Annotated in this window: 20 protein-coding genes; 15 read left to right on the top strand and 5 right to left on the bottom strand. The window is 57.3% G+C overall.

Annotated elements, in window-relative coordinates; all coding sequences use genetic code 11:
• Positions 1-164: 164 nt before the first annotated feature.
• From AC2D8P_RS14860 to AC2D8P_RS14820, 9 genes are all read left to right on the top strand, one after another.
• The gene (locus AC2D8P_RS14860) at positions 165-977 is read left to right on the top strand and encodes a glutamate racemase (RefSeq protein WP_484703587.1); all 813 of its coding nucleotides are present in this window, start codon (positions 165-167) and stop codon (positions 975-977) included.
• Positions 978-1,033: 56 nt separating this feature from the next.
• Positions 1,034-2,062, top strand: a complete 1,029-nt coding sequence (gene argC, locus AC2D8P_RS14855) for an N-acetyl-gamma-glutamyl-phosphate reductase (RefSeq protein ID WP_484703586.1) — start codon at positions 1,034-1,036, stop codon at positions 2,060-2,062.
• Positions 2,063-2,069: 7 nt separating this feature from the next.
• Entirely contained in the window at positions 2,070-2,510 is a 441-nt protein-coding gene (gene ccmE, locus AC2D8P_RS14850) for a cytochrome c maturation protein CcmE (protein WP_484703585.1), read from the top strand.
• Between the two features lie 75 nt (positions 2,511-2,585).
• On the top strand, positions 2,586-3,179 hold the full coding sequence (locus tag AC2D8P_RS14845) for a holin-associated N-acetylmuramidase (RefSeq protein ID WP_484703584.1): 594 nt from the start codon (positions 2,586-2,588) through the stop codon (positions 3,177-3,179).
• On the top strand, positions 3,170-3,697 hold the full coding sequence (locus AC2D8P_RS14840; RefSeq protein ID WP_484703583.1) for a holin family protein: 528 nt from the start codon (positions 3,170-3,172) through the stop codon (positions 3,695-3,697). The genes AC2D8P_RS14845 and AC2D8P_RS14840 overlap by 10 nt, the downstream gene beginning before the upstream one ends.
• Positions 3,698-3,905: 208 nt before the next feature.
• Complete coding sequence (locus AC2D8P_RS14835; RefSeq protein WP_484703582.1) at positions 3,906-5,879, top strand: heme lyase CcmF/NrfE family subunit; 1,974 nt, start codon at positions 3,906-3,908, stop codon at positions 5,877-5,879.
• 3 nt (positions 5,880-5,882) lie between these two features.
• Positions 5,883-6,332: a cytochrome c-type biogenesis protein gene (locus AC2D8P_RS14830; RefSeq protein ID WP_484703581.1), complete on the top strand. Its 450-nt coding sequence runs from the start codon at positions 5,883-5,885 to the stop codon at positions 6,330-6,332.
• Positions 6,333-6,401: 69 nt separating this feature from the next.
• On the top strand, positions 6,402-7,178 hold the full coding sequence (locus AC2D8P_RS14825) for an enoyl-CoA hydratase-related protein (RefSeq protein ID WP_484703580.1): 777 nt from the start codon (positions 6,402-6,404) through the stop codon (positions 7,176-7,178).
• A gap of 51 nt (positions 7,179-7,229) precedes the next feature.
• A complete protein-coding gene (locus AC2D8P_RS14820) occupies positions 7,230-7,472 on the top strand; it encodes a hypothetical protein (RefSeq protein ID WP_484703579.1) in 243 nt (80 codons plus the stop codon).
• On the opposite strand, the gene AC2D8P_RS14815 is transcribed toward AC2D8P_RS14820, so the two are convergent.
• Entirely contained in the window at positions 7,469-8,143 is a 675-nt protein-coding gene (locus AC2D8P_RS14815) for an ankyrin repeat domain-containing protein (RefSeq protein ID WP_484703578.1), read from the bottom strand. The two genes, AC2D8P_RS14820 and AC2D8P_RS14815, sit on opposite strands and share 4 nt — an antisense overlap.
• Before the next feature lie 107 nt (positions 8,144-8,250).
• Here AC2D8P_RS14815 and AC2D8P_RS14810 point away from each other — a divergent pair, with 107 nt between their 5' ends.
• Positions 8,251-9,201 carry a homocysteine S-methyltransferase family protein gene (locus AC2D8P_RS14810; RefSeq protein WP_484703577.1) on the top strand — a complete coding sequence of 317 codons (951 nt, stop codon included), beginning with the start codon at positions 8,251-8,253 and terminating at the stop codon, positions 9,199-9,201.
• Between the two features lie 44 nt (positions 9,202-9,245).
• Here AC2D8P_RS14810 and AC2D8P_RS14805 read toward each other — a convergent pair whose 3' ends face one another.
• Positions 9,246-9,560, bottom strand: coding sequence for a cupin domain-containing protein (locus AC2D8P_RS14805; RefSeq protein WP_484703576.1), 315 nt, complete (start codon positions 9,558-9,560; stop codon positions 9,246-9,248).
• A gap of 349 nt (positions 9,561-9,909) precedes the next feature.
• Here AC2D8P_RS14805 and AC2D8P_RS14800 point away from each other — a divergent pair, with 349 nt between their 5' ends.
• The gene (locus tag AC2D8P_RS14800; RefSeq protein WP_484703575.1) at positions 9,910-10,434 is read left to right on the top strand and encodes a hypothetical protein; all 525 of its coding nucleotides are present in this window, start codon (positions 9,910-9,912) and stop codon (positions 10,432-10,434) included.
• A 510-nt stretch (positions 10,435-10,944) separates the two neighbouring features.
• On the opposite strand, the gene rplI is transcribed toward AC2D8P_RS14800, so the two are convergent.
• From rplI to rpsF, 3 genes are read right to left on the bottom strand one after another with little or no spacing between them, the layout of a single operon-like run.
• Positions 10,945-11,559 (bottom strand): 50S ribosomal protein L9, encoded by a 615-nt coding sequence (gene rplI / locus AC2D8P_RS14795; protein WP_484703574.1) that lies wholly within the window; start codon positions 11,557-11,559, stop codon positions 10,945-10,947.
• 12 nt (positions 11,560-11,571) lie between these two features.
• Entirely contained in the window at positions 11,572-11,799 is a 228-nt protein-coding gene (rpsR, locus tag AC2D8P_RS14790) for a 30S ribosomal protein S18 (protein WP_484703573.1), read from the bottom strand.
• 26 nt (positions 11,800-11,825) lie between these two features.
• Positions 11,826-12,188, bottom strand: a complete 363-nt coding sequence (gene rpsF / locus AC2D8P_RS14785) for a 30S ribosomal protein S6 (protein WP_484703572.1) — start codon at positions 12,186-12,188, stop codon at positions 11,826-11,828.
• A gap of 198 nt (positions 12,189-12,386) precedes the next feature.
• On the opposite strand from rpsF, the gene AC2D8P_RS14780 reads away from it, so the two are divergent.
• The 4 genes from AC2D8P_RS14780 to AC2D8P_RS14765 all read left to right on the top strand — a co-directional run bounded on the left by AC2D8P_RS14780 (position 12,387) and on the right by AC2D8P_RS14765 (position 15,417).
• Positions 12,387-13,100 carry a hypothetical protein gene (locus tag AC2D8P_RS14780; protein ID WP_484703571.1) on the top strand — a complete coding sequence of 238 codons (714 nt, stop codon included), beginning with the start codon at positions 12,387-12,389 and terminating at the stop codon, positions 13,098-13,100.
• A gap of 127 nt (positions 13,101-13,227) precedes the next feature.
• Positions 13,228-14,160 (top strand): ACP S-malonyltransferase, encoded by a 933-nt coding sequence (gene fabD, locus AC2D8P_RS14775; RefSeq protein ID WP_484703570.1) that lies wholly within the window; start codon positions 13,228-13,230, stop codon positions 14,158-14,160.
• A gap of 85 nt (positions 14,161-14,245) precedes the next feature.
• A complete protein-coding gene (fabG, locus tag AC2D8P_RS14770; RefSeq protein WP_484703569.1) occupies positions 14,246-14,983 on the top strand; it encodes a 3-oxoacyl-[acyl-carrier-protein] reductase in 738 nt (245 codons plus the stop codon).
• Between the two features lie 200 nt (positions 14,984-15,183).
• Positions 15,184-15,417, top strand: coding sequence for an acyl carrier protein (locus AC2D8P_RS14765; protein WP_484703568.1), 234 nt, complete (start codon positions 15,184-15,186; stop codon positions 15,415-15,417).
• Positions 15,418-15,505: the final 88 nt, after the last annotated feature.

Raw genomic sequence — 15,505 nt, 5'->3', positions numbered from 1 at the left:
GAAATAAAGGTTCGATTTGTGACAGGAGGGGCGCTGCCCCTCTGGCCCTACGGGCCATTCACCCCGAGGTATTTTTGGCGAAAGGGAAGGGGGGGATGCGGCCTGTAATGGACTAACCCCATCCATCGGCGTAGATATCGGACGAGGCAATATGGACTGATGCGATGGCGATTGGGGTTTTTGATTCTGGGCTTGGCGGGCTGACGGTATTGGATGCGGCGGCGGCGCGGTTGCCGGAACATGCGTTTGTCTATTATGGCGACAACGCCCATGCGCCCTATGGGGTGCGCGATCCCGAGGATATTTACAATCTGACCCGTGGGGCGGTGGCTCGGTTATGGGAGGAAGGCTGCGATCTGGTGATCTTGGCCTGCAATACCGCCTCTGCCGCTGCGCTGCGGCGCATGCAAGAAGCCGGCGTGCCGAATGGCAAACGGGTGTTGGGCGTCTTTGTCCCCCTGATCGAGGCGCTGACCGAACGGCAATGGGGCGACAATTCCCCCCCGCGCGAGGTCGATGTGAAAACCGTGGCGTTGTTTGCGACACCGGCGACGGTGGCCAGCCGTGCTTTTCAGCGGGAGCTGGCGTTTCGCGCCATTGGCGTGGATGTGGAGGCGCAGCCCTGTGGCGGGGTTGTCGATGCCATCGAGGATGGCGACGACATACTGGCGGAGGCGTTGGTCAAAAGCCATGTGGACGCGTTGAAGCGCCGGATGCCGCATCCACAGGCCGCAATATTGGGTTGCACGCATTATCCGTGGATGGAAGACACGTTTCAGGCGGCGCTGGGGCCGGAGGTTAAGGTATTCAGCCAGGCCGGACTGGTGGCCGAAAGCCTGGCGGACTATCTGGGTCGGCATCCTGACAAGGCTGGTGAGGGGATTGATACCAAATTTCTGACCACGGGTGATCCGGATCGGGTGTCGGTGCAGGCGACCAAGCTCTTGCGACGAAACATCGCCTTTGGCGCGGTTTGATTGCAGCCGCGTGAATTTGTGCTTACATCGTCTTTGCTGAGTTTTGGAACCTGATCATGACGCATCAAATCGCTATTCTGGGTGCCTCCGGTTACACCGGGGCAGAGCTTGTCCGGCTAATCGCCACCCATCCCAACATGGACATTGCGGCGCTGTCTGCGGACCGAAAGGCCGGGATGGATATGGGGGCCGTGTTTCCACATCTGCGCCATCTGGATCTACCCAAGCTGGTCAAAATTGATCAGATCGATTTTGCAGGCATTGATCTTTGTTTCTGTGCGTTGCCCCATGCGACCAGCCAGGCGGTGATCCGGGAGTTGCCGAAGGATCTGAAGATTCTCGATCTGTCAGCTGATTTTCGGCTGCGTGATCCGGCAGAGTACCAAAAATGGTATGGCGGGGAACATGCGGCGTTGGAGGCCCAGGCCGAGGCGGTATATGGCCTGACAGAGTTTTACCGCGAGGATATCCGCGCCGCGCGTTTGGTGGCGGGAACCGGCTGCAATGCCGCGACTGGACAATATGCGCTGCGGCCTTTGATCGCGGGTGGGCTGATCGATCTGGATGAGATTATTCTGGACCTGAAATGCGCGGTGTCCGGGGCCGGGCGGTCGTTGAAGGAAAACCTGCTGCATGCAGAGCTGAGCGAGGGCTATCACCCTTATGCCATTGGTGGCACGCACCGGCATTTGGGGGAATTTGATCAGGAGTTTTCTGCCATTGCCGGGCGGCCCGTGCGGGTCCAGTTCACGCCGCATCTGATCCCCGCGAACCGGGGTATTTTGGCGACGGTTTACGTGAAAGGTGATGCACAAGCCATTCATAAGGCATTTGAAACAGCCTATGCGGATGAGCCATTCATCGTGACGCTGCCGTTTGGTGAGGCCCCATCGACCCGCCATGTTCGGGGTTCGAACTTTTGCCATATCGGGGTGTGTGCGGATCGGACCCCCGGGCGCGCCATTGTTTTCGCGGCGCTCGATAACCTGACCAAAGGCTCGTCCGGGCAAGCGCTGCAGAACGCCAACCTGATGCTGGGTGAGGATGAGACCACGGGGCTGATGCTGGCCCCGTGCTTCCCATGAGGCCGCTATGAAATCGTTAAAGAAAACCCGCCGTATCCAGGTAATCGTCATGGCCTCTGTGGCGTTGGCGCTGGCGACCGCGTTGATTGGGTATGCGATGCGCGATGGGATCAATTTCTTCCGCTCACCGTCGCAGGTTGTGGTGGAAACCATTGTCCCGACAGAGGTGTTCCGGTTGGGCGGGTTGGTCGAGACCGGGTCGCTGGTTATCGGAGAGGGTGAAGCGATACGGTTCACCGTCACAGATGGCGGTGCGTCGATCCCGGTGACCTATACCGGCATCCGGCCAGACCTGTTTGAGGAGGGTCAGGGTACCATTGCCACCGGGCGTTATGTGGATGGTGTGTTTGTGGCAACAGAAATCCTTGCCAAGCATGACGAGACCTATGTGCCCAAAGAGGTCGTTGATGCGCTGAAAGAACAAGGCGTCTATCAGGAGCCAGAATAGGCACCGCGCGGCCCGGTTGGGCGGAGTTTACCATTAGAGATCACATTTCAGGCATGTCCAAGATGAGGGGATGCCATGAAAACGGTACGCGAACTGGCCGAAGAGATCGTCGCGCGGGAGGGCGGGTTTGTTCATGACCCGGACGATCCGGGGGGCGCCACGAATTACGGTGTGACGCTGGCCACCTTGCGCCGGGTGCGAGGACAGGCGGATGTGTCGGACGTTCGGGCCTTATCCCGGGCAGAGGCCGTTGATATCTATATCGAGCATTATTTTAATCATCCCCGGATCGGGGACTTGCCCCGGGTGCTGCAGGCGTCGGTCTTTGATATGTATGTGAATGCCGGGGCCAGTGCGGTGCGGATATTGCAGCGATTGTTGGGTGAAATGGGACAGATCTTGACAGTGGACGGGGTTATCGGCCCACAGACTGTGACCGCGACCAAAGCTGCCTATGCGGCGGGGCCGGGGCATTTGGCCGATGCTTATGGGATTGCCCGGCGGAACTATTACTACCGGTTGGGCGACGCCCGACCGCAAAGCCGAAAATATGCGCGCCGGCGTGATGGCGGCAAGGGTGGATGGATCAGGCGGGCCGAAGAGTTCATCTCGGCCCGCTACCATCTGAGCGATCAGGAGCACAGGGTGAGGGTTCAGGCATGGGGATGATCGGGGCGTTTCTGAACGTGCTGTTTGGCGGCGGGCGGAATGTGGTGGTCGAGACCGCCGAGGTGTTTCGGGAAAACGCAGAGGCCGGGGCCGACCGCGGCGCAGTATTGCGAGAGCAGGCCCTGCAACAATTCGCGGCCGAATTTGCCCGCGCGCAGAAAGGCCCATTTGATCGGTTTATGGATGGTCTTAACCGGGTGCCGCGCCCGGCGATGGCGCTGGGGGTGATCGGGCTTTTGATCGCGGCAATGGCTGACCCGGTGTGGTTCGCGGCCCGGATGCAAGGCCTGGTTTTAGTGCCCGAACCCCTGTGGTGGCTGCTGGGCATTGTGGTGTCCTTTTATTTCGGTGCGCGCCACCAGGCCAAGGGGATGGAGTTTCAGCAATCGCTGGCAGTGACGATGGCGCGGGTGCCCGGGGTGGTGGATAACTTGCAGGCGCTGGAGCAGGTCGAAGAGCCAAATCGCATTGACCGGAACGCCGCACTTGAAGACTGGCGCAAAAGCGCTGGTGGTTAGGTTGACGCCTTTGGCGGGCGTATTGAGAGCAAAAGAAACAAAGGGTTTATCTGGCTTCCTTTCGCCTGAAATACCTCGGGGGTGAGCAGGCCTGCCTGCGAGGGGGCAGCGCCCCCTCTTTTTCTTCTGAACTGGTTGTGACAATCTGCACCATCGGAACTTACCGATTGCAGTGGTGGATCGTCTGCTTCCTTCCTATATTTGATCCATGATTATTGAGTTGGGACATTTCGCGCTGATCCTCGCCTTCATGGTGGCGATTGTGCAGGCCGTGGTGCCGATGATTGGGGCCACGCGGGGTTGGCGTGGCTGGATGGCCGTGGCAGAACCTGCGGCCAATGCGCAGTTTCTGCTGATCGGGTTTTCCTTTGCGGCCCTGACCTACGGCTTTGTGACGTCAGATTTTTCATTGGAGCTTGTCGTCAAAAACTCGCACACCCTGAAACCGATGCTCTATAAAATTTCGGGCGTGTGGGGCAACCATGAGGGCTCGATGCTGCTATGGGTGTTGATCCTGGCGCTGTTTGGGGCCTCTGCCGCGTGGTTCGGTCAGGGGTTGCCGGATGATCTGCGTGCCCGGGTGCTGTCGGTGCAGGCGGCCATTGGCGTTGCATTTCTGGCCTTTATCCTGTTCACCTCTAACCCGTTTTTGCGCCTGGATGTGCCGCCGATGAACGGGCAGGATTTGAACCCGTTGTTGCAGGATCCCGGTTTGGCCTTTCATCCGCCGTTTTTGTATCTGGGCTATGTGGGGCTGTCGATGGCGTTCAGCTTTGCCGTTGCGGCGCTGATCGGTGGGCGGGTGGATGCCGCCTGGGGGCGCTGGGTGCGTCCCTGGACGCTGGCCGCCTGGCTGTTTCTGACCATCGGTATCGCACTGGGATCGTGGTGGGCCTATTACGAGTTGGGTTGGGGCGGTTTCTGGTTCTGGGACCCTGTGGAAAATGCCTCTTTCATGCCATGGATTTTGGCAGCGGCGCTTTTGCATTCCGCTATTGTGGTGGAAAAACGAGAAAGTCTGAAAAGCTGGACGATCCTTTTGGCGATCCTTGCTTTTGGCTTTTCCCTGATTGGGACCTTCATTGTGCGTTCGGGGGTTTTGACCTCTGTCCATGCCTTTGCCAATGACCCTGAACGGGGCGTGTTTATCCTGATCATTCTTGCTGTCTTTATGGGCGGCGCGCTGAGCCTTTTTGCCGCCCGGGCCGGATCGTTGGAGGCCAAGGGCGTTTTTTCCATGGTCAGCCGGGAAAGCGCGCTGGTTTTAAACAATATATTGCTGGCTGTGTCTGCCTTGGTGGTGTTTGTGGGCACCGTCTGGCCGTTGGTGTCAGATATGCTTTTTGATCGGCCATTGTCGGTTGGGCCGCCATTCTTTAACGCGGCCTTCACGCCGTTTATGGTGGCCTTGGCGGTGGTTTTGCCGGTGGGTGCGGTGTTGCCCTGGAAACGCGCGCGGCTGGGAAAGGCGATCTATTCCATGCGCTATGTGCTGGGGTTGGCCGTGGCGATCGCGCTTTTGGTTTGGGCGATGGCCGCCAACAAAAGTGCCATGGCGCCGGTCGGGCTGTTTCTGGGCAGTTGGATGATCCTTGGAGCCGTGGCCGATCTATGGCAGCGATCCGGGCGCAAGGGCATAGCAGATCGCCTGCGTCGGGTGTTGCGCCTGCCGCGGGCCGATTGGGGCAAAGCGCTGGCGCATTCCGGGCTTGGGATCACCTTTATCGGCATTGCCGGGCTGATGGCCTGGGAGGTTGAGGATATCCGCGTGGCAAAACCGGGCGAGGCATTCAACGTGGCCGGGTTTGAGATCACCCTGATCGGGGTGGAGGAAGTGCGCGGGCCAAACTATTTCAGCACGCAGGCAGAGATGGTTGTGGCCAAAGACGGGCGTGAGGTTTCACGCCTCTTTCCGGAAAAGCGGGTCTATCCGGTGGCCGGGATGCCAACGACAGAGGCCGCGATTGATAACGGGATCATGCGCGATATCTATCTGGTCATCGGTGACGCGCAGGCGGATGGCGGTTGGGCGGTTCGGACTTATATCAAGCCCTTTGCCAACTGGATTTGGGCCGGTAGCATCATCATGGCGTTGGGTGGGCTGATCAGCCTGACGGATCGCCGTTACCGGGTGGCATCGGGCGCGCGCAAAGGCTCTGGGTCTGTGGTCGCGGCGGAGTAGGTGATGATCAGGTTATTCCTTCTCCTCTTCATGTATTTCGCATTGCCAGCCCATGCGGTTGAACCGGATGAAATGCTGGCCAACCCAGCGCTGGAGGCACGCGCGCAGGCCTTGGACGAGGATATCCGCTGTGTTCAGTGCCAGTCGGAAAACATTGCGTCCTCCAATGCCGACTGGGCGCGGGATGCGCGGCTGATCGTGCGTGAATTGATCGTGGATGGCCGGTCAGACGTAGAGATCATGACCTTTTTTGTCGAACGCTATGGCGAACGAGTGATGATGAACCCGCGCAAGGACGGGGCGAATATGGTGCTGTGGCTGGCAGGGCCTGCAATGCTGATCCTGGCACTGATGATTGGTGCAGGATATCTGCGCCGTCGTCGGGTGGCAGAGGCACCAAAGCCGCTGAGCGCCAAAGAAGCGGCGCGGTTGAAGGAAATTCTGGAAGAGTGACGGCGGGTTTGGCTTTCGCTTGGCCTCAAGAACGCTAGAGTGCGCGCACAGATATTCAAAGAGGCATTTATGGACTATCAAACAATCCGGCTGACCACGCGTGAGGATATTGCGGTTCTGACGCTCAACCGTCCAGAATCGAAAAACGCGCTGAACACGCAGATGCGGGCAGAAATTACCCATGCCATGCGCGCGGCGGCGAAAACGGCGCGGGTTATTGTGATCACCGGTACGGCCGGCGCGTTTTGTTCCGGACAGGATTTGGGCGGCGGGCGCAATGTGGCGCATATGGACCTGCAGCGTACATTGCGTGATGAATATCTGCCGATGCTGATGTCGATTGTTGATTGCCCGGTGCCTGTTATTGCAGCGGTCAACGGCGTGGCCGCCGGGGCCGGGGCCAATCTGGCCTTGGCCTGTGACGTGGTGATTGCGACCCAATCGGCCAAATTCCACCAGCCATTTACCAAGATCGGGTTGATCCCCGGGGCGGGTGGCACCTATTGGCCGCCGCGGATGATGGGCATGGCCAAGGCGATGGGTGCAGCGCTGTTTGCTGAACCGATCACCGCTCAGCAAGCCAGCGATTGGGGTCTGATCTGGGAGGCTGTCGCTGACGACGCGTTTGAGGATCACTGGCACGCTCGTGCCCGCAGCCTGTCAACCGGGCCGACCGTCGCCTACACCCATTTGAAAGAGGCCATGCGTGCCAGTTTTGACAATACGCTGGAAGAGCAGTTTGCCCTGGAGGCCCGCCTGCAAGGTGCCTGTGGTCAGACCCGCGATTTCCAAGAGGGCGTCGTGGCGTTTTTGGAAAAACGCAAGGCGGAGTATGAGGGGCGGTAGGCAAGTGCGTGCATCCTTGCCGACAGCGAAATTGTTTGGCAGGATCATCGCATGTCACAGCAATGGCAAAGAGCAATTGGCTGGATCCTGTGCTGTTTCGGCTTTCTGGTAACGCTGATCGGTGTCTGGGCCGTTGGTGGCTATATCTGGGGCGTCATATCGGTTCTGGATGAGCCAGACAGATCCTGGATGTTCTGGGGGCTTGCCATTTTGTTCATAGGTCTCGCGGGCCTTGGTCTGGGAGTTGGATTGATCATGGCGGGCCGATCATTGATCAAGAGAAGCAAAGTCTAATCTGGCTGTCTTAACCGTTCCGCCATCACATCAAATCCATATATCTCTGCCAGTTCCAGTGGCGTCCTTCCGTTTCTATCGGTTAGGGTCCGGTCAGCACCGGCAGTCAGGAGCGCATCCAGCACTGCCTGATGATCCGGGCCGCCATCGCCCAAGACCACTGCCTCTATCACTGCGGTCCAGTGCAGATTGTTGATGTGATCAAGAGGCGCGCCTGCTGCAATCAGGCGGCGCACGACCTCCACATGGCCCAGATGGGCGGCGGCGATCAGGGCTGTTCCATCATAGGGGCTGGTCGTCAAACCGGGATCATTGCCAAGCTCTATCGCAAGTGACATGAGCTCCGGGTCATTATCGACGGCGGCGATGGTGACGATGTCATAGGCCTGAAACTCCAACGCATTCATATCGGCTCCATGTTCGGCAAGCGCGCGTAGGGCGTCATCTTGTGAAGCATAGGCCGCGACATGGGCGGGCGTGCGGCCACGGGGGTCGCGGGCGTTCACATCAGCGCCCTCGGCCACCAATTGCCGGATCGTCTCTACATCGCCGTCAATTGCGGCCCGAAACAAGCCGTCATAGGCGAGAGCCTCATTGGTGGAAGGTGGGGTTTGGGCGGCGGCCAGTGGAGCAATCAAGTAAAGGAAAAGAACAACAAGAAGACGAGACATGGGATAGTCCTGTTTTGGGGTTTGGCGCGAGTATAGCGCGTGGTCGCCAAATCAGCGACAATTCACGTCCCTTCTGCTAGTGTTCAGGCAACAATCAGGAGAGACCCGTGCCAGATCACAGCAATTTGCCGCAGATGAACGGCCACCTGATGACCTGTGGTGGAGGGTTTGAAACCTGGATGCAATATGTGGACGGGTTCGAGCTGCGCCATTTTTGTGCGTTTGAGTTGCTGAATGACAAGCGTGGTGTTGCCTGTTTGACTGACTATTTCCGCAAAATTGTCGAGGCGTCGGTGGCCAAAGGGTTTGGCGTGATCAATGAGGGGCTGCATTATCGGGCCAGCCGGGATTGGGGCGAATTGATCGGGTTTTCACGCAGTGCATTGGAAGAGATCAACATCCGCGGCATCGAATTCCATCGCGATCTGGCACGAGAATATGACAGCCCGGACACACCGATGCGGGTGGGTGGCGTGATTGGGCCACGCGGCGACGCCTATAATGTTGGGCGCACCCCTGATGCGGCAGAGGCAGAGGATTATCATGCTGAGCAGATCGCGACATTTAAGAAGGCTGGCGCCGATCAGGTCAGTGCCTTGACCTTTTCAAGTGTACAGGAGGTCATCGGACTATCTCGCGCAGCAAAGGGGTTAGAGATGCCGGTGGTGATTTCGTTCTTTGTGGCGCGCGGCGGGCGGCTGAATGGCGGCGAAACATTGGAAGAGGCGATCGCAGCGGTGGATGAAGCTACAGGGAATGCGCCCGCCTATTACATGGTTAACTGCACCCATCCCACTGAATTTGCCCCGGCGCTGACCGATGGAGAATGGACCCGTCGGTTGGGTGGTTTCATGCCCAATGCTGTGGCGATGGAAACACTGTCGCTGTGCAAACTGGGTCATCTGGAGGATGGCGATCCAGAGGAACTGGGCGGGCAGATGGCCGACATTGCACGCCGTTTCCCGCATATCAATGTCTGGGGCGGGTGCTGTGGCACCGACGGGCGCCATATCGGCGAAATCAGCCGTCAGGTGGGGGATGTGCGGCGGGGGCATTAGAAAACGCCAGATCGGACGCTGTACCGTGTCTGGTGTTTTTTTGATCAAGAACTGGAAGCGGCTTCGAGGAGTTCAACCTCGACAAAGGCGCATTCGAAGTCGTTTCCGTTGATGACATCGTGTTCAACGCCAATTTCCCGAAAGTAGGGAACGCCGGATTTCATTTCGGCGCGCGTGCGTTCCCCATTGCCAAGATCGATTTCCAAAATGCCATCAAATTGTGGAATGACGATGTAGTCATAGGCGTGTCGGTGCCAGCCTGTGTTGTCGCCTTGTTTCTTGAAACGCCACTCTGCGACTTTCACGCGTTGGTTTTCAATCATGAAGGTCGGAATTGCCGATCCTGTATTGTCACACATCTAAATATCCTACCCTGTGGTTTTGAAATGATATCAGATGCTTTGAGCAGCAATAGCGCCACTTTGGTGTGATCGCTAAGACCAAGCGAATGAGCCAACAGCATATAAAAAAAGCCGCGCTGTTGGGCGCGGCTTTCAAATATTCAGGTCGGGGATGTACGGCGGGGGATCGATAACTCAGCGCAGAAACCTGCTAGACAATACAGCCAATACGTGTGTTAATTTCAGCACAATACCAGCAAAAGTCATTGCAGTGTGAATGTGGCCAAAAATTTGCCGCGAAATTTCTTATGGTGCGACTTGCCTGAACGGGCGCATTTGAAAACACAAAAAGGTTGCAGAGGATTTCATGAAAAAAGCGATTATCGGTTTGTCTTTGTTGGTGTTGTCGGGGTGCAGTCTGACATATGCACAAAACGCAAGTGAACTGCGTGCAAATGCTGGAGGTGGAGGTCTCATCAGCATTACGTCGAGAAGTTTTGTTGTGGACCGAAGTTTTTCTTCGGTTGTGTCGGTTCTGCGCCGTATGTCGTCACAGTGCTATAATCATACCAAACAGGCCCAGCATGTGTATCGTGCGGGTGCGTACGGGCCGCAAAGTTTTGCGACAAGATATCAATATAGTAGCCGCGTGACGGTGAGTGGAGGTACGGCCGCGCTGCCAGTTCGCGTGAAACAGTTGAACAATAGTCTTGGCAATGCGATGGCAAAGCAGCCTGAGAATGGCTTCATCGGCATTCTGTTGGATGCAAAGCGTGTCAACAGCGGGACACAGGTTACCTATTATGGGCCGAATATTGGGATGAGAAAGCAGAGTGAATTGCTGCAGGAAGCGTTCCAAGAGGGCCGGGTCGAATGCGCCCATTACAATTGACGCGGTTTGTCTATGGCCTGAGTGTTGCCGTTGCTCTGGCAGGATGTTTGGGCGGTGCGCAACCATATATATCGCATAGCCGGGACAATCTGACCGTTGGTGTAGAGACAGTAGACGCCGCTGTGTTTCGGAGTCGTAGCACAGACATTGCGGTATTGTACGAATCTGAGCCGTGCCATTTTGATTATTCAGGTACGATTTACATGGGGCAGGAAGCATCCCGACACGGGCTGGAAACAGGCAGGCGGGTTGCGTTGCGATTCAATTTCCATGACGCGGGGGGGCTGCTGTCATATGGGGCGTCATACATCCAGCGAACCGGTGTTTTCATAGTGCAGCCCGGGCGCAATTACAGTGTTGACATGATTTACGTGGATGAGGGTGCGAATGTGATATTTCGAGAAAATGGCCGGGTGCGAGAATTGCCATCCTATGAGGCTGTATGTAGCAGTTAACTAAAAAAAGCCGCGCAGGAGCTGCGCGGCTTTTATGTTCGTTTTGCGGTGAAGATTACTCTTCTTCGCTGGCTTCTTCTTCGACTGCTTCGGCCAGGTCTTCGTCGTCGTTGGTTGCAGCGCCGATATCGTCGAACAGTTCGGCGATTTCAAACTCTGCTGCAGCTTCTTCTTCTGCGGCCAGTTCCTGGATGGATTTACCAGAAGCTTGCAGTTCTGCCTCTTCCGGGGAACGGGCGACGTTCAGTTCGATCTGGGCGTCTACTTCGGGGTGCAGATTGACGATCACACCGTGCAGGCCCAGGGCCTTGATCGGCGCAGACAGAACGATCTGGCTGCGAGAGATGGTGAAGCCAGACTCGGTTGCCGCTTCGGCTGCGTCACGTGTCGACACAGAGCCATAAAGCGAACCGCCATCGGAAGCCGCGCGAATCACAACGAATTGCTGACCGTTCAGCTTTTCGGCCATGGCTACGGCTTCTTTTTTGGTTTCCAGGTTGTCAGCTTCCAGCTGTGCTTTCTGTGCTTCAAACGCTGCAATGTTCGCCTTGGAGGCGGTCAGAGCTTTGCGCTGCGGTAGCAGGAAGTTACGAGCGTAACCGGGTTTCACATCGACGACTTCGCCCATCTGGCCCAGTTTGGCAACGCGTTCAAGAAGGATAACTTGCATGTCAGGTTCTCCTTATTTCACAGCGTAGGGCAGCAGGGCGAGGAAGCGGGCGCGTTTGATGGCACGGGCCAGTTCACGCTGCTTTTTCGCAGAGACTGCGGTGATGCGGGACGGCACGATTTTGCCACGCTCAGAGATGTAGCGTTGCAGTGTGCGTGTGTCTTTGTAGTCGATTTTGGGTGCGTTCTCACCAGAGAATGGGCAAACCTTACGACGGCGGAAAAATGGTTTAGATGCCATGATTTACAATCCTTTCCTAAACCAAATTAGCGACGTTCGCGGCGGTCGCCACGGTCGCCACGGTCATCACGTTTCTGCATTTGAACAGACGGGCCTTCGGCGTGGTCGTCGACCTTGATGGTCAGAATACGCATCACGTCATCATGCAGGCGCATCAGGCGTTCCATTTCCTGAATGGCCGGTGCCGGGGCATCGGATTTCAGGAAGGCATAGTGGCCTTTGCGGTTCTTGTTGATCTTGTAGGCCATGGTTTTGACGCCCCAGTATTCCTGGTCGACGACTTTACCACCATTGTCTGCAAGGACTGTGCCGAAATGTTCAATCAGACCTTCGGCTTGCGTGTTGGACAAGTCCTGACGCGAGATAAAAACATGCTCGTAAAGTGGCATGTGCTCTCCATTCATTTTCAAGCGCGTTTCAAAGGGCGGGCTGACCTTCTGCTCCCACCCACGAGAGACCGCGCGGTTCATACGAATCCGCAGAAGGACGGGGCCTTATAGGGGGGACCGTAAATTGATGCAAGCCTGCCCAAAAATGGCCACCTTCGCCGGTGATAAAGAAGGCGGGGATAACGAAGTAGAGCAAGCATGACTCTGAACGCACGATTTCCAGAACTGGAACAAGACATCGCCGCCGAGGTGGCGCTAAACACGCGCGTCGATGACACTTACTGGGGCTATGTCTTGCGCACCGAGGCCAATCCCGGATTTGTAATAATGATGATACAAGCGATTGCCGGGACAATCGGTATCCTGTTCATCCTTGCGACGCTTGCATTTTGGTTGTTGCCGGGGGCGATGCTGAGCGGCGATGTGATGGTGTTGAAACTGGTCGCATCGGGACTGTGTCTGGTGTTGGGTGGTATTTTGCTGCGCTACGCCTCTTCGGGGGCGCAGCCGGAACTGCATATTGATCAATCACGCTGCGAAGTCCGTGTTGTGACACGCAATGGGCGCGGGCGCACACGAATGGTCGGGCGCTATGCATTTGAAGACATCACCAATGTCCGGGTCCGGCCTGATGGTGAGAATGATGTGATGGGGCTATTGCTGTTGGAATTGGGCAGCCCGGAGGATGTAATCTTGGCGGCGCGCGCACCAGAACATCAACTAAGTATTTTGCGCCGCCGGATCGCCCGCGATCTGCGTCAAAGCAAACCGATGAAACCACGCCGGATTTTCCGACAGGTCAGCCGCCTGCACAAACCTGCAATTCTGGGCAACAAAACGGTTTCATCTGATCCTGATGCGGATGCCTTTCTGGAAGCTGATATTGATTGGAGCAAGGTGATGGGGGATTAAAAACCTCCCTGAAACTTTGCCTGAATTGCGTTCAGCAGGTCGAATTCATTGAAAATAGACGCCTCATGATTGCGCCCGCGCATTTGGCGGGGTATCTGCGATATAAGCAGAACAAAAAGGAGGGGGCATGACCCGCGCATTCGTATTTCCCGGACAAGGTGCACAAACCATAGGCATGGGTAAGGCATTGGCCGACGCCTATCCCGCAGCACAGGCGGTGTTTGATGAGGTTGACGAGGCGCTTGGAGAAAAGCTGTCTGCCTTGATTTGGGAAGGCGATATTGCCGATCTGACCCTGACGCAGAATGCCCAACCGGCACTGATGGCGACGTCATTGGCCGCAATGCGGGCGCTGGAGGCGGAAGGCATAGATGTCAATTCCGCCGCCTTTGTTGCCGGGCATAGTTTGGGCGAATATTCGGCGCTGGCCGCGGCTGGGGCGCTAAGCGTTGCCGATACGGCGCGCCTGTTGCGCATTCGTGGCAAGGCGATGCAAGAGGCCGTGCCCGTGGGTGTGGGCGCTATGGCGGCGCTCTTGGGGCTTGATTTTGACGGAGCATCTGAGGTCGCTGCAGAGGCCGCACAGGGGCAGGTGTGCCAAGCCGCCAATGACAATGATCCGGGGCAGGTGGTTGTATCGGGCCACAAGGAGGCCGTAGAGCGCGCGCTGGACATAGCTAAGGAAAAGGGTGCCAAACGGGCGTTGTTGCTGCCGGTTTCCGCGCCGTTCCATTGCGCGTTGATGGAACCGGCTGCGCAGGTCATGGCGGGCGCGCTGAACGATGTAGAGATTAAGGCCCCCGCTGTGCCTTTGGTGGCGAATGTGCGCGCCTCTGCCGTCAGTGATCCGGCGGAGATCCGGGCGCTGCTGATAGAGCAGGTCACCGGATCGGTGCGCTGGCGCGAATCCGTGGCCTGGATGGCGGGCGAAGGGGTTAGCGAGGCCTGGGAAATCGGTGCGGGTAAGGCGCTGTCAGGCATGATCAAGCGGATCAACCGCGATGTGGCCACCAGGGCCGTGGGCACACCGGATGATGTCGCCGCAGTGTTGGCGGGCTAGGGTTGAACCGGAGGGCCACAAAGCCCGCGGTGGATTTAGGGAAAATGAAGGTTGAACCGGGCGAACCGGGCAAGGAGACGAAAGAATGTTTGATCTGACAGGGAAGACGGCGCTGGTAACCGGGGCTTCTGGTGGGATTGGTGGCGAGATCGCCAAGGCGCTGCACGGGGCGGGTGCGACGGTAGCGCTGTCTGGCACCCGGGTGGAGCCGCTGGAGGCGCTGGCGGCAGAGCTGGGCGACCGCACCCATGTTTTACCTTGTAACTTGTCCGATGCCGAAGCAGTCGAAGCGCTGCCCAAACAGGCGGCAGAAGCGATGGGATCGGTGGATATTCTGGTCAACAATGCAGGGATCACCCGTGACAATCTGTTCATGCGGATGAAGGATGAGGAATGGGACAGCGTGATCAACGTCAACCTGACCTCGACCATGCGGCTGTGCCGGGGCGTGTTGCGCCCGATGATGAAGGCGCGTTGGGGTCGGATCATCAATATCAGCTCGATCGTCGGCACCACAGGCAATCCGGGGCAGGGCAATTATGCTGCGTCCAAGGCCGGGATGATCGGGATGTCAAAGTCGCTGGCCTATGAGGTCGCCAATCGCGGCATCACGGTGAATGCGGTCGCGCCGGGGTTTATCGCCACGGCGATGACCGACAAGCTGACAGATGATCAGAAAGACAAGATCAATGTGCAGATTCCCGCCGCCCGGATGGGCCAGCCGGGGGAAATTGCAGCGGCGGTCCTGTATTTGGCGAGCGCAGAGGCCGGTTATGTGACCGGTAGCACCTTGCATGTGAACGGCGGAATGGCCATGATCTGAGTCGCGAGCAGATGCCAAGCCATCAGGTGAAAACATTTGCCTTGCAGGAATCATGTGCTATAGGCGGCGCAGATTTACCGGTGGCGCGGTTATGGCCGTCGGTTTCCCGCATTAGCGGGAGCAGAGCGGTCTGAACGCAAAAGCGCAGGGCCAAACGGAACGAAAGGCGGGGTTGTCCCGCAAAATTGTGAGGAAGAAACATGAGCGACATCGCAGATCGCGTAAAAAAGATCGTTGTCGAGCACCTGGGTGTTGACGAAGGCAAAATCACCGAAGCTGCCTCTTTCATCGACGATCTGGGCGCAGACAGCCTGGACACCGTTGAGCTGGTAATGGCTTTCGAAGAAGAGTTCGGCATTGAAATCCCAGATGATGCAGCCGAAACCATCCAGACTTTTGGCGACGCTGTAGGCTTCATCAGCAAAGCTTCCTGATTCTGAATCAGATTGCAGATTTTTGAAACGACATCGATCTCGGTGTCGTTTTTTTTTCGTATTTTGCCTTGAGTGAGCGCGGCCTCGC

Source organism: Roseovarius sp. YIN77, from assembly GCF_057219155.1.
This window is presented reverse-complemented; position numbering and strand designations above follow the sequence as displayed.